This is a genomic window from Mesorhizobium sp. BR1-1-15, from assembly GCF_020165475.1.
Taxonomy (GTDB): Bacteria; Pseudomonadota; Alphaproteobacteria; order Rhizobiales; family Rhizobiaceae; genus Mesorhizobium.
Map to the genome: position 1 here is coordinate 125,827 of NZ_JAIUIF010000016.1, position 22,867 is coordinate 148,693.

The 22,867-nt window shown below is 62.7% G+C and carries 18 protein-coding genes and 1 tRNA gene; 9 read left to right on the forward strand and 10 right to left on the reverse strand.

The window, feature by feature from the left end:
• The first annotated feature begins 87 nt into the window (after positions 1-87).
• From LB541_RS28720 to LB541_RS28725, 3 genes are all read left to right on the forward strand, one after another.
• A complete protein-coding gene (locus tag LB541_RS28720; protein WP_140498516.1) occupies positions 88-465 on the forward strand; it encodes a DUF3182 family protein in 378 nt (125 codons plus the stop codon).
• Positions 466-682: 217 nt separating this feature from the next.
• Positions 683-1,327 carry a redoxin domain-containing protein gene (locus LB541_RS23490; protein WP_140513406.1) on the forward strand — a complete coding sequence of 215 codons (645 nt, stop codon included), beginning with the start codon at positions 683-685 and terminating at the stop codon, positions 1,325-1,327.
• 191 nt (positions 1,328-1,518) lie between these two features.
• Entirely contained in the window at positions 1,519-1,635 is a 117-nt protein-coding gene (locus LB541_RS28725) for a hypothetical protein (protein WP_210241285.1), read from the forward strand.
• 11 nt (positions 1,636-1,646) lie between these two features.
• On the opposite strand, the gene LB541_RS23500 is transcribed toward LB541_RS28725, so the two are convergent.
• Positions 1,647-1,723, reverse strand: a tRNA-His gene (locus LB541_RS23500).
• A gap of 338 nt (positions 1,724-2,061) precedes the next feature.
• Positions 2,062-2,520, reverse strand: a complete 459-nt coding sequence (locus LB541_RS23505; RefSeq protein ID WP_140498518.1) for a phasin — start codon at positions 2,518-2,520, stop codon at positions 2,062-2,064.
• 250 nt (positions 2,521-2,770) lie between these two features.
• On the opposite strand from LB541_RS23505, the gene LB541_RS23510 reads away from it, so the two are divergent.
• Positions 2,771-6,559, forward strand: a complete 3,789-nt coding sequence (locus LB541_RS23510) for a histidine kinase dimerization/phospho-acceptor domain-containing protein (RefSeq protein ID WP_224619712.1) — start codon at positions 2,771-2,773, stop codon at positions 6,557-6,559.
• Between the two features lie 272 nt (positions 6,560-6,831).
• Here the strand turns inward: LB541_RS23510 and LB541_RS23515 are convergent, their stop codons facing one another.
• A complete protein-coding gene (locus tag LB541_RS23515) occupies positions 6,832-8,802 on the reverse strand; it encodes an acetoacetate--CoA ligase (protein WP_224619714.1) in 1,971 nt (656 codons plus the stop codon).
• A 239-nt stretch (positions 8,803-9,041) separates the two neighbouring features.
• Between LB541_RS23515 and LB541_RS23520 the strand changes: the two genes are divergently transcribed.
• Complete coding sequence (locus LB541_RS23520; protein WP_140650394.1) at positions 9,042-10,895, forward strand: AsmA-like C-terminal region-containing protein; 1,854 nt, start codon at positions 9,042-9,044, stop codon at positions 10,893-10,895.
• Between the two features lie 149 nt (positions 10,896-11,044).
• Here LB541_RS23520 and LB541_RS23525 read toward each other — a convergent pair whose 3' ends face one another.
• From LB541_RS23525 to LB541_RS23550, 6 genes are all read right to left on the reverse strand, one after another.
• A complete protein-coding gene (locus tag LB541_RS23525) occupies positions 11,045-11,863 on the reverse strand; it encodes an ABC transporter permease subunit (protein ID WP_224619716.1) in 819 nt (272 codons plus the stop codon).
• Entirely contained in the window at positions 11,860-12,825 is a 966-nt protein-coding gene (locus tag LB541_RS23530) for an ABC transporter permease subunit (protein WP_140498523.1), read from the reverse strand. Before LB541_RS23530 ends, LB541_RS23525 begins: the two co-directional genes overlap by 4 nt.
• A gap of 9 nt (positions 12,826-12,834) precedes the next feature.
• A complete protein-coding gene (locus LB541_RS23535; protein WP_140513400.1) occupies positions 12,835-13,977 on the reverse strand; it encodes an ABC transporter ATP-binding protein in 1,143 nt (380 codons plus the stop codon).
• A 77-nt stretch (positions 13,978-14,054) separates the two neighbouring features.
• The gene (locus LB541_RS23540) at positions 14,055-15,152 is read right to left on the reverse strand and encodes a polyamine ABC transporter substrate-binding protein (RefSeq protein WP_140513398.1); all 1,098 of its coding nucleotides are present in this window, start codon (positions 15,150-15,152) and stop codon (positions 14,055-14,057) included.
• Positions 15,153-15,491: 339 nt separating this feature from the next.
• Positions 15,492-16,445 carry a DMT family transporter gene (locus tag LB541_RS23545; RefSeq protein WP_140525264.1) on the reverse strand — a complete coding sequence of 318 codons (954 nt, stop codon included), beginning with the start codon at positions 16,443-16,445 and terminating at the stop codon, positions 15,492-15,494.
• A 139-nt stretch (positions 16,446-16,584) separates the two neighbouring features.
• Entirely contained in the window at positions 16,585-18,030 is a 1,446-nt protein-coding gene (locus LB541_RS23550; protein WP_140650397.1) for a short-chain fatty acyl-CoA regulator family protein, read from the reverse strand.
• A gap of 233 nt (positions 18,031-18,263) precedes the next feature.
• Here LB541_RS23550 and aceA point away from each other — a divergent pair, with 233 nt between their 5' ends.
• The 3 genes from aceA (at position 18,264) to LB541_RS23565 (ending at position 20,531) form a co-directional block, all read left to right on the forward strand.
• Positions 18,264-19,553 (forward strand): isocitrate lyase, encoded by a 1,290-nt coding sequence (gene aceA, locus LB541_RS23555; RefSeq protein WP_140650400.1) that lies wholly within the window; start codon positions 18,264-18,266, stop codon positions 19,551-19,553.
• A gap of 52 nt (positions 19,554-19,605) precedes the next feature.
• On the forward strand, positions 19,606-19,848 hold the full coding sequence (locus LB541_RS23560; protein WP_140498529.1) for a hypothetical protein: 243 nt from the start codon (positions 19,606-19,608) through the stop codon (positions 19,846-19,848).
• Positions 19,849-20,087: 239 nt separating this feature from the next.
• On the forward strand, positions 20,088-20,531 hold the full coding sequence (locus LB541_RS23565; protein ID WP_140525262.1) for a response regulator: 444 nt from the start codon (positions 20,088-20,090) through the stop codon (positions 20,529-20,531).
• A gap of 15 nt (positions 20,532-20,546) precedes the next feature.
• On the opposite strand, the gene LB541_RS23570 is transcribed toward LB541_RS23565, so the two are convergent.
• Positions 20,547-21,257 carry an HAD family hydrolase gene (locus LB541_RS23570; protein ID WP_140650403.1) on the reverse strand — a complete coding sequence of 237 codons (711 nt, stop codon included), beginning with the start codon at positions 21,255-21,257 and terminating at the stop codon, positions 20,547-20,549.
• 141 nt (positions 21,258-21,398) lie between these two features.
• On the opposite strand from LB541_RS23570, the gene LB541_RS23575 reads away from it, so the two are divergent.
• A complete protein-coding gene (locus tag LB541_RS23575; protein WP_181165364.1) occupies positions 21,399-22,835 on the forward strand; it encodes a glutamine synthetase family protein in 1,437 nt (478 codons plus the stop codon).
• The last annotated feature ends 32 nt before the right edge of the window (positions 22,836-22,867 follow it).

Consider the following 22,867-nt stretch of genomic DNA (forward strand, 5'->3'; position numbering starts at 1 on the left):
CCTAACCGCGCAAAGCGTGCGCTGGTCCATATACTGGCACCTCCTCAGCTTCTGGCCAATGACCTGGTTCGTTACACCGCATGTGTGATGATCTCGAACTTTTGCAGGGCATGTAGCCCAAAGGTGTGGATCATCGGAACATCCGCAGCGTCCCTCGCAGGCCCAAAAGATTTCTTTGGCGGCGTGCTTCCTACCCGTCTGGCAATGACCAAGGTCATCACGCATGGCGTGACCGGCGCGTCCGTATTTCGGCCAGGTGACTGGCCAGCGGAATTCGCTGAACGGATCAGCGCTGCGGTTTTGCCGGGCTACAACACGTTCTCCCGAGCCGACACTTTGAAAGCGGCGGATTCTCGGCCGCAGCCGACGCTACCGTGCATTTTCAGGATCCCGACGAGGGTGCCATCACGCGCTACACGGCGGTTACGCGGAAATCCGTTTAGCGATGATCAAGGGAGTGATTGACGAACTCAAAAGCAGGTACCGAAAACCGGTCGAAGCTCGAGTTTGGAAAAGGGCGGCAAGCCGATCGTCGATGGCGAACTCGACTTGGATGCGCTCTCGATGGGGTCGCCGGTTCGACGGCAGACGGCCGTCATATCGGCTTGCCTGGAATCAAGGAACATGGGGGGGAGTCTTTTGTTCGGGAGTTACAGAACCGGATCGATGGGAGCGACTGAAAATGAGACAAGACATTGTGGCTGGCGCGAAGTTCCCCGACTACGTTCTTCCCGACCACACCAAGACACCACGGCGGCTGTCGGACCTGCAGGGCGACCAGCTGATGATCGTGATGCTGACGCGTGGGTTCTTCTGTCCGAAAGACCGGCAGCAAATGCTCGAACTGGTGCGGTTTCACTCGCAATTGGTCGTCGGCTACACACAGCTCGTCACGATCACCACGGATGATTGGCATACGACCAACAATTACCGCCAGCAGACCTCCGCGCCCTGGCCCTTTCTTTATGACGAGGAACGGCTCGTGCAGAAGGACCTGGACATCAAGGAATACACCGACACCACGCACGACGTGATGATCCCGCACACGATCGTGCTCGGGCGGGACCTCGAAGTCTTCAAGGTCTACAACGGTTACTATTACTGGGGCCGCCCCTCCACCGCCGAATTGCACGCAGAACTGCGCGAACTGGCGCGAAGGACCTATCGCGACTGGGACATCACCGAACCCGAGCTGCGGGAGAAATGGAAGAAAGGCGATAAATCCGACTTCTACCCCTATGGCGGGAATTCCATCTCCATGGACACACTCATGCTCCAGATGGCCGGCGCGGTCGACCAATATGCCGGTCGGGCAAAGAGAAGCTGAACGGAGGAAGCCAGCATCGCTCGCGGCGGTCTTCTCCCAGTCACGCTTTTTGTCCAGCCGCGCTTGGTAAACGAACCTTTTTCCGATCCGGGCCTGCTACTGGATTTCCGCTTCCGCAACAGGGCCATCCTTTTCTCGGAGAGCTTTCGACGCTTTCGCTGCGCGAAATCCTGCGAATCTCGCACGTCTTCGTGACGCATATGCACATGGATCACTTCGGCGGTTTCGACAGCCTGAGCAGGCTGTCGCTTTACAGAGCAAGCCCGGAAGTCCACGGTCAAAATTTTATTAGCAAACCAGTTGTTTAGAGGAAAGCCGATGGTACCGTTGGCTGGGATCGAACCAGCGACCTCCGGATCCACAATCCGGCGCTCTAACCAGCTGAGCTACAACGGCACGTCTGCCTGAGCGGGATCGGCGGAACATAGTCCCCTCGAGTGCTCTGTCGTTCGGCGATGCGTCCTTACGGGCTTATGGATTTTAATTCAAGGCTTTTGCAAAGCAAAGGTCACTTGCCCACATGGAAGCGGATCTGCGGACAAGAAAAAGGCCGGCGGGAGGAGGTGCCGGCCTTTTCCTGTTACGAGCCAGCGGGAGGAGGTGCTGGCTGGTCACCCCGGAGGCGGAGGGAGGAGGTTCCGCCGACCGGGTATTCGTTGATGGCTGCCATCATACACACGATCATTTCGAAGAAAATGCGACCTTTTGTTACATCTTCTGATCATGCGCAAATATTAGGCGGCCTTGATGTCCTTCATCGCCTTCTCGAAAACGGTCTTGATCGGCTTGGAGACATCCTCGGCCGCCTTGGAGGCGACGGTCTGGAACTCCTTGGCTTGCTCGACGGTCATTTCGACGCGCTTGCGCAGGAACGCGGTCTGCAGCTCCACGACTTCCGACAGCGATTTGGCGCCGATCAGCGCCTCGAGATGCGAAAAGCCCGCTTCGGCATTGGCGCGCAGTGCGGCAACGGTCTTGAGCGACAGGTCGCTGGAAACGGTCTTGGCGGACTCGTATGTGGATTCCAGGGCCTTCTGGGTCTCCTCGGCGCCAGTCTTGAGCTTGGCGTAAGCCTCCTTCGACTGCTCGACGCCCTTCTCGGCGAAAGCGCGGATCTGGTCGGTGGCCTTGGAAGCGTCAAAGCTCGGGAATTCAACGTTTTCGATGGTCTCGGCAGTCTTAGTCCTGGACATTTTCCATCCTTTTCAGCGGTAGCGGCTTTGACGGAAAGCCGTCTCGTTCATGTATGATGGCAATATAAAGGCAATTTTTGTGCATTGCAATATCTTTGTTGCACTGCACCATAGATTCCGTTTCGGCCGTTAACCAAGAGCCGAAATTCAGGCCTATGCACGTTCTGGCTTGTGGACCTTCGCGCCGCCGGCTTTTATTAACAAAGCGTTAACTGCAAAAATGCCCGCTGCATGAGGATTTCGCCAGCGCATGCCGTCCGAATATTCCTTTCTTGACGTCGCCGTGCTCGACGCGGTCCGCCAGCGCTTCGCCGCCGGCGACGCGATCGCGATCCTGTCGGCGAATCTGGAGCAGGTGATCTGGGCCAATGGACCGGGTGCCGCGGTGTTCGGCTACCCCGACATCGAAAGCATCATCGGCGCCGAGGCACGGCTGCCGCTGATCGCCCGCCGCCAGATCATGGCAACCAGTGGATTTCCCGACATCGGCAGCGACCGCACCATCACGGTCAGGCTGGCGACCGGCATGTCCAGCCGCGCCATCGGTTTCCTTGCAAGTGCTGTGGCGCTGCCCGACGGCGAGAACGCCATCATGCTGGCGGTGCCGGCGGCCCAGACCGGCTCGCGCAGTGCGGCCGAAATCGCCGGCAGGGCCATCAGCGGCTTCACGGAAGATGGTCATTTCATCGCCTTCATCGACGCCAGCGGCAATGTCGAAGCGGCATCGGAGAGCTTTTCGCAGCTCGGCATCGAGCCCGCGACGCTGGCCGCGCTGGTGGCCGACGTCGCGAATGAGAGCGACCGCATCGTCAAGCGCCTGGTCCCGGGCGGCGGCACATCCTATCCGGCGGGCCTCGCCCGACTGACGCCTGAGCGGCATTTGCTGGTGGTGATCGACGAAAACAGACTCGACGACGGTGCGCTGGCGGAGGGAATTCCAGCGGCCGAGCGTTCCGAAGGATCTGACCGCTCACAGGGCGTCGCCAAGGACATCTCGGAACCGGAGGCACAAGCCGCTGCCAAAGCGGCCGTGCAGGAGCTGGCGTCGGCAGAACCCGGACAACCGGCGGCAAGCGGTACGCCGGCACAGCACGACCATTGGTATTTCAATGCCGGCGAGGACCGGAGGCATGCGCGCGGCCCAGCCGCGCCGGATGCCGAAGCTGCACCTTCGCCGGCTGCCGCCGAAGGTCCAGCCGAGGACGCGAAGCACGATGCCCAGGCTCCAGTTGTTCCGGCAGCCCCGGCCGCCAGGACCGTGGACCGCACGGCGGCGCCGCTGCGTTTCGTCTGGCGAACCGACGCCGAGGGCAGGTTCAGCGCGCTGTCGCCGGAATTCGCCGACGTCGTCGGCAAACCGGCCGCGGACGTCATCGGCAGGCGCTTCAGGGACGTCGCGGCGGCCTTCGGGCTGGATGCGTCCGGCGAGATCGCCGGTCTCCTGGAGCGGCGCGACACCTGGTCCGGCCGTTCCGTGTTGTGGCCGGTCGTCGGCACGGACCTGAAGATCCCCGTCGACCTAGCGGCCCTGCCCGTCTATGGCCGCAGCCGTGCCTTCGAGGGTTTCCGCGGTTTCGGCGTCGCCCGCGCCGGCGACGCCGTTGTCGATCCTGAAGCGATCGGCATGGCGCTGGTGCCCAACAGCGAGGCACCCCCGGCGTCGGAACCGGTCGAACCCGCACCCGAGGAACCGAAGACCGAGGAGTTGAAGCCATCGGACCCGTTCCGGGGCGAGGTGCCGGCGCTGACCATCGTGCCGAAGCCTGAACGCCGCTTTGCCGACAAGGTGATCCGTCTGGCCGAACATCGCCAGCCGGCTAACGACAAGGGTCTGTCGACCCTGGAACGCAGCGCCTTCCGCGAGATCGGCGAGCGGCTGAAGAAGGAAAGCAGCCCGGCCGAGCCGGAGGCCGAAAGACCGGGTCCGGACGATGCCGGGCAACCGGAGGCGGCAACGCCGGCGGGGCCGTCCGAGAAACCAGCGGACGCCCGCAAAAACCTTGCGCCAAAGGGCGAAGCCGCACCGGCTGAGCCGTCCGAAACCGATGTCGATGCCGAGGATGCAGAGGATCTCGCCCGGCTTGATGGCGAACGGCCGGACAAAACGGCTGACGAGGAGCCCGCCGACACGGTGGCCGGAGTGACGGGTTCGCTGCTCGACTATGCCGAGCGGAGCGAGGAACCAGCGCCGATCGCCGACAACAATGACGAGACCCCGGCTTCCGAACCGGCGGCGGCGCGGACGGAACGGGAGAGCGAAGAGCCCGTCGCGGCGACAGGCGAACCGGCCGTCGCCGGCACCAACGATGACATTGCCGACGACGAGAGCATGACATCGGCCGATTTTCGCGATGCCGAGGACAGTGAGGACTGGGTCGGGGACGAGGAAGCGTCCGCGTCCGATGAGCAGGCCGCGACCGCCGAGGGGGCCGCCGGCACCAGCGACGCGGTGGAGGCTCCGGTCGAGCGGCCACGCCTCAAAGTGCCTCCGTTCAAGCTCGAAGGGTTCGTGCCGTCGGCCTTTGCGGTCGGAGACGAGAGCAAGGCTCCCGACACCTCGCTCCTGAGCAAGCTGCCCGTGCCGCTGCTCATCCATTCCGGGGATGAACTTCATTACGCCAACGAGGAGTTTCTCGTCCTGACAGGCTATGAGACGCTCGATGAACTGGCGGACGCCGGCGGGCTGGGCGCGCTGTTTGCCGATCCCTATGGCCATGACGGCGCCGCCGAGGGCGCGGACCGGGCGTTGCGGCTGAAGACGCATGGCGGGCAGGAATTTCCAATCGAGGCTATCCTGCGTTCGGTTCCGTGGCGCGACGGCAAGGCGCTGATGCTGGTGGTGCGCCGTTCGGGCGAGGATGAGGCACCGGCGGCACTGCATGCGGCCGGCGACGAGCAGACGCAGCCCGATATTTCCGAGCTCAAGGCGCGCATCGCCGAGATGCGCACCATCATCGATACCGCCACCGACGGCGTCGTGCTGATCGGCCGTGACGGCGCGATTCGTTCCATAAGCCGTCCAGCCGAGGCGCTGTTCGGCTTCGACAGCGACGACGTGACCGGCAAGCCGTTCGCCTCGCTGTTCGCCATCGAAAGCCAGCGCGCGGCGCGCGATTATCTCGACGGCCTGTCCGAGCCCGGCGTGGCGAGCGTCCTGAACGACGGCCGCGAAGTCATCGGCCGCGAGGCGCAGGGCCGCTTCATTCCCCTGTTCATGACCATCGGCCGGCTGCCCAACGACAGCGGCTTTTGCGCGGTAGTGCGCGACATCACGCAGTGGAAGCGGGCCGAGGAGGACCTGACCCAGGCGCGTGCGGTGGCCGAGCGCGCCTCCTCGCAGAAGACGGATTTCCTCGCCCGCATCAGCCACGAGATCCGTACGCCGCTCAATGCCATCATCGGCTTTTCCGAACTGATGGTGGACGAGAAATTCGGGCCGGTGGCCAATGACCGCTACCGCGATTACCTGCGCGACATCAACCGATCGGGCAATCATGTGCTCGATCTCGTCAACGACCTTCTCGACATCTCCAAGATCGAGGCCGGCCAGCAGGAAATGGCCTATGAAGCGGTGTCGCTCAACGACACACTGGCCGAGACGGTGGCGATGATGCAGCCGCAGGCCAACCGCGAGCGCGTCATCATTCGCTCCAGCTTCGCGTCGCGACTGCCGGAAGTGGTGGCGGACCTGCGCAGCGTGCGCCAGATTGCCCTCAACATCCTGTCGAACGCCATCCGTTATACCCAGGCCGGCGGCCAGGTGATCGTCTCGACCGCCTATGAGACATCAGGCGATGTCGTCATGCGCGTGCGCGACACCGGCATCGGTATGAGCCAAGCCGAGATCGAGCAGGCGTTGAAGCCGTTCAAACAGATCAATGCATTGAAACGGGGGCGCGGCGACGGCACCGGTCTCGGCCTGCCGTTGACCAAGGCGATGGTTGAAGCGAACCGCGCCCGTTTTATCATCACCTCGACGCCCGGCGAAGGAACCCTGGTCGAGATCGCGTTCCCGTCGACGCGCGTGCTTGCGGAATAGGCAAGCTCCCGTCCATCCAACCGCCTGAAAAAGAAAAGGCGCCCAACAGGACGCCTTGAAAGATGGGATTTGCTGTCACAACGGGGGCTTGAGCGAATTCAGATCCTCCGGGGGCTGAGGAACGGGATTTCTCCCTCAAGTTACGTGCGACTATCGACGCCGGGCCTTAACAAGTCCTTACCAGGTCCCGAAAAAATTTACGAATGTGTACCACTCGTGAAATCTAGGTAAATTCGCGCGGCAGATTTGATTAACCATGCCGGGCGGGGCGGTCACTCGGCCAATTGCGGCAGGTTTCTGAACAGCTCGAGCGCCTCGGGATTGGCGAGCGCCTCCTTGTTCTTGATGGCGCGGCCATGCACGACGTCGCGCACCGCAAGCTCGGTGATCTTGCCCGATTTGGTGCGAGGAATGTCTGACACGGCCACGATCCTGGCCGGCACGTGGCGCGGGCTGGCGCCGGCGCGGATTTTCGCCCGGATGCGCTTCTCCAGATCCTCGTCGAGCTGAACGCCGGCGGCCAGCCGCACGAACAGCACCACACGCACGTCATTGTCGAAATCCTGGCCGATACAGAGCGCCTCCAGGATTTCCGGCATCTGCTCGACCTGATTGTAGATCTCCGCCGTACCAATGCGCACACCACCCGGATTGAGCGTCGCGTCGGAGCGGCCGTGGATGATCATGCCGCCATGAGCGGTCCACTCGGCGAAGTCGCCGTGGCACCAGACATTGTCGAAGCGCTCGAAATACGCAGCCCGGTATTTCTTGCCCTCGGGGTCGTTCCAGAAGCCGATCGGCATTGCCGGGAACGCCTTGGTGCAGACTAGTTCGCCTTTCTCCTGCCTGACCGGCTTGCCGTCGTCGTCCCAGACGTCGACAGCAAGGCCGAGGCCTGGTCCCTGGATCTCGCCGGTCCATACCGGTTCAGTCGGGACGCCGAGGACGAAGCAGGAAACGATGTCGGTGCCGCCGGAGACCGATGCCAGATGCACATTCTTCTTGATCCCGTCGTAGACGAAGCGGAAATCCTCGGGCGACAGCGGCGAGCCCGTCGAGGAGATGGCGCGCACGGTTGACAGATCATGGCTTTGGATCGGCTTGAGGCCGGCCTTGCGTACCGAATCGATGAATTTCGCCGAGGTGCCGAAGAAGGTCATCTTCTCGGCGTCGGCGAAGTCGAACAGCGCATTGCCGTTGGGGTAGAAGGGCGAGCCGTCATAGAGCAGCAGCGTCGCGCCCGAAGCGAGGCCCGACACCAGCCAGTTCCACATCATCCAGCCGCAGGTGGTGAAATAGAAGAAGCGGTCGCCGTCGAGCAGGCCTGCGTGCAGGCGATGTTCCTTGAGGTGCTGGATCAGCGTTCCGCCGGCCGAATGGACAATGCATTTGGGAATACCGGTCGTTCCGGACGAGAACAGGATGTAGAGCGGATGCGCGAACGGCAGCCGCTCGAAGGTGACCTGCCTGACCGCGAAGGGCGACAGCGCCTCTTCCATCGCCACGGCCTTTTCGATCGTATCAGCGACATCGGCCGAGGTGCCGAGATAGTCAACGACCACCACCTTGCGGACAGTGCCCAGCTTTGCGGCCACCGCGGCGATCTTGTCGGCGACCTCGATCGCCTTGCCGTTGTACCAGTAACCATCGGGGACGATGAAGACGACGGGTTCGATCTGCCCGAACCGGTCGAGAACGCCCTGCTCGCCGAAATCCGGTGAGCAGGACGACCACACCGCGCCGATAGAGGCGGTCGCGAGCATGGCGGCGACTGTTTCCGGCATGTTGGGCATCATCGCAGCGATACGGTCGCCTTTCTTGACCTTGAGCGACAAGAAGAGTTGCTGGAAGCGCGAGGTGAGCGCATGCAGTTCGTTCCAGGACAGCCGGCGCTCGACCTTGTCCTCGCCGCGAAACACGATCGCCTCTCCTGCTCCGGTCTTCTTCAGGAGGTTCTCGGCGAAATTCACCATCGCGTCGGGAAAGAAGGCCGCTCCCGGCATCTTCTCGCCAGCGACGAGCACACGCTCGCTTTCGGCGCTGCCCTTGTCGCCGACGATGCCGCAAAAATCCCAGACCAGGCTCCAGAACGCTTCGCGGTCCGCCACCGACCAACGGTGAAGGTCGGCATAGGAAGTCACGGATATGCCGCTTTTTGCAGCGGCGGCCTTCATGAAGGCGGTCAGCGGCGCAGCGTCAATCTGGTCCTGCGTCGGGGTCCAGAGTGGTACTTCGGCAGCCATGATGGGTCCTCCCAGGATCGCCACCGCTTATGCATATTGCGCCGCAGCAGAGCAAGATTTTGTTCGGCCGAGGCGTCCAGATGTGCGCAAATGCCATCGCCGGGCCATAAAGACTTGAAATGCCTCGACCCTAAGTCGTAGTGACGACTAGAAGTCGTAGTGACGACTGGAAGTCGTGGTGACGACCGGGTTTACACCCGCCGGACGATTTTTGTCGGAACGAAAGCATACGGGGCGATATGCCATCATCTTTGATCCGACGCGGAACATGGGCGATCGGCGCTGCCGTGATCGTCATCGCGCTGGTGGTCGCCGCCCTGCCGCTGATCGCTTCGACGCGTATCGTGCGCGATCGTATCGCCTGGGAATTGAGTGCCTGGAGCGGTTTCCGGGTTGCCATCGAAGGCTCGCCGCGCATCGAGGTCTGGCCGAACTTCCGGGCGATCCTGACGGATGTGACGCTTTCGAAGTGGACCGACGTCGACGCACCGCCGGTCGTCGAGGCCGAACGGGTCGAGGTCGACCTCTCGGCCATGGCGGCGCTGCGCGGCGACGTGGTGTTTTCCACGGCGCGGCTGGTGCGGCCGACGATCAGGGTCCAGCGCACGGCGAGCGGCCTGTTCCTGCCCACCGCTCCGACCGGCGGCCGCATCGCACGCGCCATCGACGTGGCGCGCGGCGTGGTCGGTGCGGACCCCGCCAAACCCGATCTTGACAAGCTACCGGCCGACACTTTCGGCACGGTGGAGTTCAGGGACGGCCGCATGGTGGCGTCCGTCAACGGCAAGGACGAAGAGGTGCTGAGTAGCCTGAGCGGCCAGGCGACATGGGCGGCGATGAACAGCAATGCGACGCTCTCGGCGACCGGCATCTGGCGCGGCGAAAGCGTCGCCGTGGATGCCGCATCGCCGAAGCCGCTGGTGTTATTTGCCGGCGGCATGGCGCCGCTCACCCTGTCGTTCAAGGCGGCGCCCGCCACCTTCTCCTTCGACGGCACGGCCAGCATGTCCGAAAACGCCTATTTCGACGGCCAGGCCAAGTTTTCAGCGCCCTCGTTGCGCCGTGTGCTCGAATGGTCGCAGGCCGATATCGCGCCGGGCGCCGCGATCGGCTCCGTCAGCATCTCCAGCAAGGTGACCGCGACGGCGGGGCGCGTCAAATTCGAGAACACCGCACTCTCCCTCGACAATAACCCAGGCATGGGTGCGCTGGACCTGTCGCTTGGCGACGCACAGCCGGTGATCTCCGGCACGCTCGCCTTCGACACGCTCGATCTGAGGTCGTTCCTGTCCGCCTTCACGCCGCTCGGGCCGGCAAGCGGGGCAGGTCCAAGCGAAGTCGACACGAATTTCGCCGACCGGGTCAATCTCGACCTCAGGCTGTCGGCGGCGCACGCCACGGCAGGCTCCATCCAGCTTGCCGACGTCGCCGCCACGGCGCAGGTCAAGGATGGCCTGTCCGTTTTCGACATTTCCGATGCCTCGGCCTTTGGCGGCAACATCCAGAGCAGCCTTCGCTTCGACCGCAAGCCCGAGGGCAGCCAGGTCGAGATCCGGCTGCTGGCTTCCGATATCGATGGCGGCGCTTTCGGCACGGCGGCCGGGATGACGCGGCTGGTGCCGGTCGGCACGGGGACCGTGTCCGTCATCCTCAAAGGGCCCGGCAGGACCTGGGACTCGATCTTTGAAACCGCCGACGGCTCGGTTTCGGCGACGTTCGGGCCAGGCGCGCTCAGCAAGTTCAACCTGCCGGCCTTTCTCAAGCGTACCGAACAGGGCGGCTTCTTCGCGCTCGATGACGTCTCGGACGGGACACTGCCGATCGATGGCGCCGAACTGAAGGCCACCATCTCGAAAGGCGTGGCGAGGCTGGACAAGGCCGAGGCCAATTCGGCGAAGTACAAGATCTGGCTTTCCGGCATCGCCTCCTATGCGGGACGGGGGCTGGCGCTGTCCGGCGGTGTCATCCAGCCGGACCAGGTCGCCACGCAGGCAAACGGCCAGCAAGGCCCCAAGCAATCGTCCTTCTTCGTTGGGGGGACATGGAGCACGCCGTTCATTTCGCCGATCAACCGCGGCGTGTCGGGCGAATAAGCAGCCTTTCGGCCTCGTTGTTCAAGCATGATCTCTGGACAAACGGAACCGTTTGTCCGCGAAAACCGGTTCCCACTTTTCGGGATCATGCTCAGCCTATTCGGGCATGATCTCGCCCGAAAACCGGTGCCCACTTTTCGGGATCATGCTCAGCCGCGTTGGGCGGCCTGCTCGTCGCGCTGGCGCTGGACCTCGCGACGCTTATTGGCAAGCGAAGCGACGATGACGCCGACCGCGACGACCGCGATCAGAATGGTGCAGGCGGCGTTGATCTCCGGCGTCACGCCGAGACGAACCTGGCTGTAGATCTTCATCGGCAGCGTGGTCGCACCCGGCCCCGAGGTGAAGCTGGCGATGACCAGGTCATCGAGCGAGAGCGTGAAGGCAAGCATCCACCCCGACACGATCGCGGGCAGGATGACGGGCAGCGTGATCTGGAAGAATGTCTTGACCGGCGGCGCGCCGAGATCCATCGCCGCCTCCTCGAGCGAGCGGTCGAAAGACACAAGGCGCGACTGCACGACGACGGCGACGAAGCACATCGTCAAGGTGGTGTGTGCGAGTGTGACGGTGAGGAAGCCCCGGTCGAGGCCGACAGCGACGAAGAGCAGCAACAGCGACGGGCCGGTGATGACTTCGGGCATGACCAAAGGCGCGAACACCATGCCGGAGAACAGCACCCTGCCCCGGAAACGCGTGTAGCGTGTCAGCGTCAGCGCCGCCAACGTGCCGAGCACGGTCGCCGCCGTAGCCGAAATGACGCCGACGCGCGCCGTCACCCAGGTGGCGTCCATGAGGCCCTGATTGTGGAACAGCGACACGTACCATTTGGTCGAAAAGCCGCCCCAGACGGTGACCAGCTTGGATTCGTTGAAGGAGAACACGATGAGCAGCACGATCGGCAGATAGAGGAAGGCGAAACCGAGCACGATCGAGGTGATGTTGAAGCGGCTCCAGCTGCTGTTCATTTGTCCTGCTCCTGCGCCTTCGCCTGGGCTTGCTGGAAGATCATGATCGGGACCGTCAGCAACAGCAGCAGGATGACCGCAACGGCTGAAGAGACCGGCCAGTCGCGATTGGCGAAGAACTCGTTCCACAACGTCTTGCCGATCATCAGCGTCTGCGAACCGCCAAGCAGATCGGGAATAACGAATTCGCCGACCGCCGGAATGAACACCAGCAGGCAGCCGGCGATGACGCCGGGCAATGACAGCGGGAACGTGATCTTCCAGAATGCACTGGTCGGCGGACAACCAAGGTCCTTGGCCGCCTCGATCAGCGAATAATCCATTTTTTCCAGCGACGAATAGAGCGGCAGCACCATGAACGGCAGGTAGGAGTAGACGATGCCGATGAAAATCGCCGTATAGGTGTTGAGGATGACCAGCGGCTGGTTGATCAGATGCAGCGACAGAAGCAACTGATTGAGCAGCCCCTCGGGCTTCAGGATGCCGATCCAGGCATAGACCCGGATCAGGAACGAGGTCCAGAACGGCAGGATGACCAGCATCAGCAAGGTCGGGCGGATCGTCGCCGGCGCGCGGGCCATGCCGTAGGCTATGGGATAGCCGACGATCAGCGTCAGCACGGTCGAGATCGCCGCGATGATCAAGCTGGTGACATAGGCGTTGAAGTAGAGCGCGTCCTGCGTCAGCCAGGCATAGTTGTCGAAGTTGAGATCGCGAAAGCCCGCGAAGAAGCCGGAGACGCCATCGCTGAAATCAAGCACCGGCGTATAGGGCGGCATGGCGATCGCCGTCTGCGACAACGAGATCTTGAAGACGATGATGAAGGGGACGAGGAAGAAGAACAGCAGCCAGAGATAGGGAATGAAGATGACGAGACGGTTGACGAAGCCGGCGCCCAGCCGCGCCAGCAACGGTTTTGCCGCGGCCGGTAGGGCGGCGTCGGTGGCGGCGATGTCGGACATGTCAGCCCCCTACCGCGTCAGTACGACGCCGGCATCCGGCCGAAAAGAGACCCAGGCGCGGTCGTTCCAGGTCAGCGGGTCCTCGGTGATGCGCGCCGCGTTCAAGGCGCTTGCCCGCACGAGTTGGCCGTCGTCCAGCCGGACGTGATAGACGGTCATGTCGCCGAGATAGGCGATGTCGTAAACCTCGCCCTCCAGCGCATTGACGCCATCGGCCGGCTTCTTGGACGACACCTTGATCTTCTCCGGCCTGATCGCGAAGACGATATCGGCGCCCGCGGCGGCGGCATTGCCGGCATTCTCGACGAGGATCTGGGCGCCGGTCGCTCCGGTGATGCGCGCCGTCTTGTCCGTCCGTTCGGCAACCTTGCCCTCGAACATGTTCACGTTGCCGACGAAATGCGCGACGAAGCGCGACGCCGGGGCCTCGTAGACTTCCGCCGGCGTCGCGACCTGCATGACCTCGCCCTTGTCCATGATGGCGATACGGTCGGCCATGGTCATGGCCTCTTCCTGGTCGTGGGTGACGACGACGAAGGTGAGGCCGAGTTCCTGCTGAAGGTCCATCAGTTCGAACTGCGTCTCCTCGCGCAGCTTCTTGTCGAGCGCGCCGAGCGGCTCGTCGAGCAGCAGCACCTTCGGCCGCTTGGCGACCGAACGGGCGAGCGCGACACGTTGGCGCTGGCCGCCGGAGAGCTGGTGCGGCTTGCGCTTGGCGAACTGCTCGAGCTTGACCAGCTTGAGCATCTCGGCGACGCGCTTTTCGACGTCTGGCTTGGCCATCCCTTCCTGCTTGAGGCCGAAGGCGATGTTGTTCTCCACAGTCATATGCGGAAACAGGGCATAGGACTGGAACATCATGTTGACCGGCCGGCGATAAGGCGGGATGCCGCGCAGATCCTGGCCGTCGAGCAGGATGCGGCCGGCCGTCGGCTCCTCGAAGCCGGCGAGCATCCTGAGCAGCGTCGATTTTCCGCAACCGGAGGCGCCGAGCAGGGCGAAGAACTCGCGCTCGAATATGGTCAGCGAGAGATTGTTCACGGCGGTGAAGTCGCCGAACTTCTTGGAGACGTTGTCGAACTGAATGTATGGCTTGGCGTTCGGATCGTTCCAAGGCGCGAAATCCCTGCGGATGCTGCCAAGCGATTTCATGTGCCACTCCGCTGCTGTTTTGCCCCATCGAAAAGAAGGAGACCCGGCAGGGTGACTGCCGGGCCTCCTCGGACTGACTACTGACCGGTGACGATTTTGGTCCAGGTGCGCGTAATGACGCGCTGGGTCTTGGGATCGTAGGGCGAGATCGTAAAGAGCTTCTGCAAGGTCGCGGCGTCCGGGTAGACAGCGGGATCCTCCAGAAGCGCCTTGTCTACGAATTGTTGGGAAGCCTTGTTGCCGTTGGCATAGAGCACGGCGTTCGACGATTTGGCGATCACCTCCGGCTTCATCATATAGTTCAGGAACTCATGCGCCTCGGCGACATGCGGCGCATCGGCAGGGATTGCCATCTGGTCGAACCACATTTCGGCGCCTTCCTTCGGCACGGCGTAGCCGATCTCGACGCCCTGCTTGGCCTCCTCGGCGCGGTTGCGCGCCTGGAACACGTCGCCCGACCAGCCAACCGCCAGGCAGATATCGCCATTGGCCAGAGCGTTGATGTATTCGGAGGAATGGAACTTCCTGATGTAGGGCCTGATCTTCATCATCAATTCCTCGGCCTTGGCAAAATCGTCCGGCGACGTGGTCTCAGGATTGATGCCGAGATATTTGAAGGCGGTGGGGAAGATGTCGGTCGGCGAATCCAGGACATAGACGCCGCAATCCTTCAGTTTGGCCAGCTTTTCCGGATTGAAGAACACGTCCCAGCTGTCGATCTTGTCGGTGCCGAGCGCTGCCTGCACCTTCTTGATGTTGTAGCCGAGGCCGACCGTGCCCCACATGTAATTGATCGAATATTCATTGCCGGGATCGTATTTGGCGGTCCGTTCCGAAACCGTGTCCCACATGTTGGAGAGGTTCGGCAGTTTCGACTTGTCGAGCTTCTGGAACACGCCGGCCTGGATCTGGCGGGCAAGAAAATTGCCGCTCGGCACGACGACGTCATAGCCGCTGCCGCCGGCAAGCAATTTGGTTTCCAGGATCTCATTGGAATCGAACGTGTCGTAGACCACCTTGATGCCGGTCTGCTTGGTGAAATCGTCGATGACCGTGGGGTCTATATAGTCCGACCAGTTGAAGACATTGACGACGCGGTCCTCGGCGTGGCCGCCGAGCGTAAAGAGCGCCAGAAATGCCGAAGTCGCCGAAAGCCAGAGCGCTTTGCGGATCATGCTATTCTCCTTTGGTGAGTGTTCCATCGCCGGCGCGTCGCGGTATCCGCGCGGCCGGGCATTTGCTTCAGACTATTGAGCTTTCCAGGAGGCGACAAGCGCCAATTGCCGCGCCGCCGGCTGTCGCAAGCGATGCTCGCGCGCCACTGTCCTGGGCTGGAAGGAGTCGCCGCATCGTCAGAAGCTTTCGCCGCCGCGCAGGCAGAAATACTGGGATGTGATCCGGTCTCGATCGGGTCGCCGGGGAGACTTGGCAAGATAAGCCTGTCTTGTTGTTGCCGTGGTCCCAGCCTGCCCGCGCGGCAGCGAACTTGTCAATGGCAAAGCTAGGGCGCCGCATCAATTCGGCGACGGCACGCCGGTGACCCCTGCCCTGACTGGCCGCGTCTGTCGCTTGAACTCCAGTCCGATATGGACGAGCAGCGCCGTGACCACCACCGCGCCGCCGACGATGGTGCGGCCCGACGGCACCTCGGAGTGGATCAGCCACACCCATATCGGCCCGAGGATCGGCTCGAACGTACCCAACAGCGCGGCGACGGCGGCCGGGATCAGCCTCGCGCCGGTGGCGAAGAAAGCGAGGCCAAGGCCCAGATTAACCACCCCGAACACGAAGAGAAAACCCATGTCGATGCCCGATACGGCGAAGGTCGAAGCCTGCGAGGCGGCAAAACCCGCCGCCAGGATCGTGCCGAGGCAGGTCGCCGGCGTCATGCGCACGCTGGAAAAGCGCCGGGTGATGACCGTGGCGATCGAGAACATGACGGCGATCAGCAGCGCCAGCCCGTCGCCCATGGGCGAAACGGCGCCATCGAGCGATTCCGACACCATGATGGCGACACCGGCGATGACGGCGGCAATCGCCAGCCAGGTCGCGACCGCCACTCTTTCGCGAAAGAGCGCCCAGGCAAACAGCGCCGCAAGCAGCGGCACGCCGGCCTGCATCAACAGGATGTTGGCGACGGTGGTGTAGGCAAGCGCCACGACAAAAGAGGTCGACGCGGTGGCGAAGCAGAAGCCCACGGCAAGGCCAGGCAGGCCCATGCCGCGAAACGACCTCAGCATGCCGCGCCAGCCGTCACGCCAGACCATGAAGCAGAGCAGGAAGGCGGCCGCCCACACGGAACGCCAGAACACCACCGTCCAGCTGTCGCCGGCGGTGATGAAGCGGGCGATCGTGCCGCCGAAACTCCACATCAATGCCGACAGGAACACGAGCAGGAAGCCGATGCGCTCCTCCCGCTGCGGGACGGTCGATGAACGAGCGATCGGCGATGATGCTGTGTCGGTCATGGGTACGACTGTCGATGTTTGAGAACGGCACAATGCGCAAGGGACGACAAAAACGTACCTCATTCGCGTAACGCAAAGGCGCGTGCCCGGCGTGATCCAGAGACCGCCGGCGATTGTGGCAAGTCCGCCTTGCGAAGCGTCACTGGAAATCGAAGGCGCTCAGGCCTGTCACCATCTCGTCGAGGCCAAGCGGGCGCGTCACCGGCGGCTCGGCGCGCGTCAGGCAGCCGACGCGCTCGCAAAGCCGGCAGGCGGGCCCGACCGGCGTCGCCGCTACCGCGCCAGCTCCGCCTTTTCCGGCCGTCGGGCCGGGAAGTGCCGCACCGTAGACGATGTCGTCGCGAAAGCCGATGTCGCACCCCAGCAGCAGCGCAGTACGGCGCGGCCGCTCGGAGAACGCGCCTTGCGGCCCCTCCAGCGTGCGGGCGATGCAGAGGAACTCGGCGCCGTCGGGCATTTCCACCGCTTCCACGAAAATCTGGCCGGGCTGGCTGAAGGCGACGTGCACGGGAAGCTTGGGACAAGCGCCACCGAAGCGGCTTTGCGGAAAGCCCAGGCTGCCGGCTTTGCGGAAGCGATTGCCGGCATTGTCGATCTCCAGCATGAAGAACGGCACGGCCGAGGCGCCTTGCCGCTGCAGCGTGGCCAGCCGGTTGGCCGCCTGCTCGAAGGAAACGCCGAAGCGCGAGCGCAGCACGTCGATATCGTAGCGGGCACGAACGGCCGCCGCGTGGAAAGCCTGGTAAGGCATCATCAGCGCATGCGCCGCGTAGCGCCCGAGTTCGAACCGCGCGAGGCGGCGGGCCTCATCTGTGGACAGTTTCAACGCCTGGATCTCGCCGGCTATCGCGACGGTCATGCGGATCAGGCATGCCTCCATCGCCATTTCGCGTAACTGGTCGAACGGCGACAGGCGCTCGGACAGGAACAGGCGCTGCGAATGGCGATCGTAGCGGCGGCGCCAGTTCGGCATGGTGGCGACCGGCAGCACCTTGACGACGATGCCGTATTCGCGCTTCAGCCAGCCCTTCAGCGCAGCAGACAAATCATCGCCGGGATCGAGCACCGAAGTGAATGCTTCCGCCTCTTCCTCGATATGCGCAAAATGGTTCGGCCGACGCTCGAAAATCTCATGCACCTCGTCGATCGGCAGGCGGGCGCTGGAAAGCGCCGTCACCCGCCCCTCGCGCGCAAGAAGCTCGTTGAGATCGGACAGGCGCTCGGCCTGTTCGCGATAGGCACGGAACAGTTTTATCACGGCCGCGGAGGCATTGGGCGCGGCTTCGGCAAGCTCGATCAGTTCCTGGTCTCCCGGCAATTCGCCAGCCAGCAGCGGATCGGCAAACACTTCCCTCAAGGCCGCGACAGAGCCGCCCGCTTCGCCCTGCAGCTCATGCGGATCGACCTTGTAGACGGACGCCAGCTTCAGGATCAACTGCACCGTCAGCGGCCGCTGGTTGCGCTCGATCAGGTTGAGATAGGATGGCGAGATGCCGAGGCCTTCGGCCATTGCCGTCTGGGTCAGGCCCTTGGCGTTGCGGATGCGGCGGATACGCGGTCCGGCAAATATCTTCTGGTCGGCCATAGGGCTCCTTGACAGGAATTTACATTGCCGTCGCTGCTACGCTTCCATGCGATTTTTACAATAATTACAAATTTACCTCGCCTATCTGTCAAACACAATACAGATTTTCCCTTATTGATGGCCTGATTCTTCGATTTCCATGGTTCTTTTCGCCTCGCACTGTAAATTCGGTCACATTCGAACGCGGCGAGGAATGCGCCGAGCCGCAAAGAAACAATCCTCCGGAGTAGAGCATGACTGATTTTTACAACCTCGTCCCCTCGGCCCCCGAGGGCCGCTTCGATGGCATCGAACGCCCCTATTCGCCGGAGGATGTGACGCGACTGCGCGGCTCGGTGCAGATCCGCCAGAGCCTGGCGGAAATGGGCGCCAACCGGCTGTGGAAGCTCATCCACGAGGAGGACTTCGTCAACGCGCTCGGCGCCATGTCCGGCAACCAGGCCATGCAGCAGGTGCGCGCCGGGCTGAAGGCGATCTACCTGTCTGGCTGGCAGGTCGCCGCCGACGCCAACACCGCCTCGGCCATGTATCCGGACCAGTCGCTCTACCCGGCCAATGCGGCACCCGAACTCGTCAAGCGCATCAACCGCACCTTGCAGCGCGCCGACCAGATCGAGACCTCCGAAGGCAAGGGGCTTTCGGTCGATACCTGGTTCGCACCTGTTGTCGCCGATGCCGAAGCCGGCTTCGGTGGGCCGCTCAACGCTTTCGAGATCATGAAGGCGTTCATCGAGGCAGGTGCCGCCGGCGTCCATTACGAGGATCAATTGGCGTCGGAAAAGAAGTGCGGCCATCTCGGCGGCAAGGTGCTGATCCCTACCGCGGCCCACATCCGCAACCTCAATGCCGCACGCCTGGCAGCCGACGTGATGGGCACGCCCACCCTGGTCGTGGCGCGCACGGACGCGGAAGCGGCAAAGCTGCTCACCTCCGACATCGACGAGCGCGACCAGCCCTTCGTCGACTACGACGTCGGCCGCACGGTGGAAGGCTTCTACCAGGTGAGGAACGGTATCGAGCCCTGCATCGCGCGCGCCGTCGCCTACGCTCCCCACGCCGACCTGATCTGGTGCGAAACCTCGAAGCCCGACCTGGCGCAGGCGAGGAGATTTGCCGAGGGCGTGCACAGGCATCACCCCGGCAAGCTGCTGGCCTATAATTGCTCGCCTTCGTTCAACTGGAAGAAGAACCTCGACGACGCCACGATCGCCAGGTTCCAGAAAGAGCTCGGCGCCATGGGCTACAAGTTCCAGTTCATCACGCTGGCCGGTTTCCACCAGCTCAATTACGGCATGTTCGAACTCGCCCGCGGCTACAAGGAGCGGCAGATGGCAGCCTATTCGGAGTTGCAGGAAGCCGAGTTCGCGGCGGAGGCCAACGGCTACACCGCGACCAAGCACCAACGCGAGGTCGGCACCGGCTATTTCGATGCCGTGTCGATGGCGATCACCGGCGGACGGTCATCGACCACGGCCATGCATGAATCGACCGAGCACGCCCAGTTCAAACCGGCTGCGGAATAGCAAACCAGGGATCTCGGCAAACGCCCAAGGGCATACAGCAAGGAGAAGACCAATGGCATCGATAAGCCGCGTCAAGGAACGGGCCGAAGAGCAGTCGACCACGATGAGCATCGACCAGCAAGCGACGATCCGCATGCTGGCCAACGATCTGCACCGGCTCAACCAGTCGGTGATGAAGGCGGTGGAAGCCGGCGTCTCGGTCGAGCTGGTGCGCTCGGCACGACACCATGGCGGCGACGGCAATTGGGGGGACCTGTTGATCCCGGTCATCGTCACGCAGCAAAGCCATGGCTGATCGAAGATCGCGCAGGCCCGCCTCTCACCTGCGCCGTGTATGCGCAGGTGAATTTTATTTTCATGCAACCAAGGAATGGACAGAGCAGTACAGTACTGTTGCTTGAATTGACTGCTGCGGGAATGCTTTCCCCAGCTTTTTATTTCGGCTTGACAGGGACCGCGATCTCACGCCAATTGTCGCCTGATTTCAACTCTGCATTGAAATGGGACGAGTTTCTTGGCTGACTTGGGTGCCCAGTGAAGCGTGACGACGAAAGCGCGAGACATCCGAATCTGGTGAGCCGGGATTCAGCCACGGAGACGATCCGTCAGACCTCGCAGGTGCTCGTTGTCGGCAAGTCGCCGATCAATCGGGTGGTGATTTCCAAGATCGTCGAGCGGTCCGGGCTCAAGCCGATCTCGGAATCACCCGACATGGCGGCGAAGACCTTGCGCTTGCTGGCCCTGGCCGTGATTGTCCTGGACGGCGGCGCCGATAACAGGGACTGCGACACTCTGATGCCCGGCATCGAGATGTTGCGGCGGGCTTCGGGTAAATCGCTCCCTCCCGTGGTACTGCTTTCAACCAAGAACGGCACGCCGGAGAGCCTTGGCCTTTCAAACGTCGTCGACGCGGTGGTGGCCAAACCGATTACGCCCGAGCGCTTGCAGCCGGTGATTGATCGGCTGGTCAACCGCTGAAGGCGGCAAGCAAGCCTATCCGGCGAGGCTTTCGATCAGTTCGGGCAGTTGTCCGAGATCGGAGATCTGCCGGAAGCGCGGTTCGGCAATCGGCGCTTCGATATGTTCAAGCACCCAGGTCAATTCATGCGGCACATGAACGCCCCAGCCGCCGGCCTCGATGGCCGGCACCACATCGGACTTCAGCGAATTGCCGACCATCATGCTCCTGGCCGGGCCGTCGCCATGGCGACTGAAAACGCGCGCATAAGTAGCCGCGTTCTTGTCGCTGACGATCTCGATCGCGTCGAACAGATCGCCGAGGCCGGACCCGGCCAGCTTGCGTTCCTGGTCGAACAAATCACCCTTGGTGATCAGCACGAGGCGATAGGCGCCGGCGAGCCGTTCCACCGTCTCGCGCGCATGCGGCAAGACCTCGATCGGGTGGCTCAGCATCTCGCGGCCGGCGCCGAGGATCTCCGATATGACCGAAGCCGGGACGCGGGCTTGCGTGACCTCGATCGCCGTCTCGATCATCGACAGCGTGAAGCCCTTGATGCCGAAACCGTAGACGGCAAGATTGCGTCTCTCCGCCTCCAGCAGCCGTGCCGAGATATGTTCCTCTTCGCCGTGATCGGCAAGCATGGCGGCAAAGCGCTTCTCGGTCATGCGGAAGAACTGTTCGTTCTGCCACAGCGTATCGTCGGCATCGAAGCCTATGGTGGTCAGTTCGCCGGTCTTCTGCATCGACGCCTTCTCGTGTGTGAACGAGGCTGAACCTAATCTCGCAGCCGCGATTTTCAACCGCAACGGCCAATGCCGGCTGCTCCCCTTCCCTTCGGTCGCCGGGCACAGCTATACTCCTAAATCCGCAACCCAATCTGGTGAATGATGCCGCCTGCAAAAAAGGAAGTCCGTCCGTCGAACCGCGGAGGGCGCGCCCGCACGCCTGCCTTCGTGAAAAACCTGCGTGGTGTGAAGAACTGGAAGGAAGTCAGCGAATGGCTGGAATGGCGCGGCATCGAAGACATCGAATGCATTACACCTGACCAGGCCGGCGTTGCCCGCGGCAAGATGATGCCGTCAAAGAAATTCACCTCCAACACCTCGCTGGCGCTGCCTTCAGCCGTATTCATGACCACCATCTCAGGCGGCTATCCCGAAGACGGCAACGGCTTCCATTATCCGGAGGACGACGGCGACCTCAAGCTCATGCCGGACCTGTCGACGCTGACGGTGGTGCCTTGGGAGGAAGACCCGACGGCGGCCGTCATCTGCGACCTCGTCCACCAGGACGGCCGTTCGGTGGAATTCACGCCGCGCAACGTGTTGAAGCGTGTTCTGGCCGCCTATGACAGGCGCGGGCTGAAACCGGTGGTGGCGCCCGAGATCGAATTCTATCTGGTGCGCAAAAACCCGGATCCGGATTACCCGCTGACGCCGCCCGTCGGCCGTTCGGGGCGGGCGATCGGCGGCGGCGCCGGTTATTCGATCGCCGGCGTCAACGAGTTCGACGAGCTGATCGACGACATCTATCATTTTTCCGAAAGCCAGGGCCTGGAGATCGACACGCTCATCCATGAAGAGGGCGCCGGCCAGCTCGAGATCAATTTGCGCCACGGCGATCCCGTCGAACTCGCCGACCAGGTGTTCATGTTCAAGCGCACTATTCGCGAGGCGGCGCTGAAACACGAAATCTACGCCACCTTCATGGCCAAGCCGATCCAGGGTCAGCCGGGCTCCGCCATGCACATCCATCAGTCGATCATCGACAAGAAGACGGGCAAGAACATCTTCTCGGCCGAGGACGGCTCGGAAACCGAGGACTTCTTCCATTTCATCGGGGGCATGCAGAAGCATGTGCCGAACGCGCTGGTCATGTTTGCGCCCTACGTCAATTCCTACCGCCGGCTGACGCAGTCCGCCTCGGCTCCGGTCAACAACAAATGGGGCTACGATAATCGCACAACGGCATTCCGCGTGCCGCGCTCGGATCCGGCGGCGCGCCGCGTCGAAAACCGCATCCCCTCCTCCGACGCCAATCCCTATCTGGCAATGGCCGCTTCGCTCGCCTGCGGGCTGATCGGCATCACCAACAAGATCAAGGCCGAACCTCCGGTGCTGACCACCGCCAATGCCGACGAGATCGACCTGCCGCGCAGCCTGCTCGAAGCCGTCGACCTGTTCGAGGGCGACGAGGAACTCTGCGCGCTTTTGGGCAAGTCCTTCGCCGCGACCTATGCGGCGATCAAGCGGGCGGAATTCGAGACGTTCATGGAAGTGATCAGTCCTTGGGAGAGGGAGTATTTGTTGCTCAATGTGTAGGGGAGTAGGGGAGTAGGGGAGTAGGGGAGTAG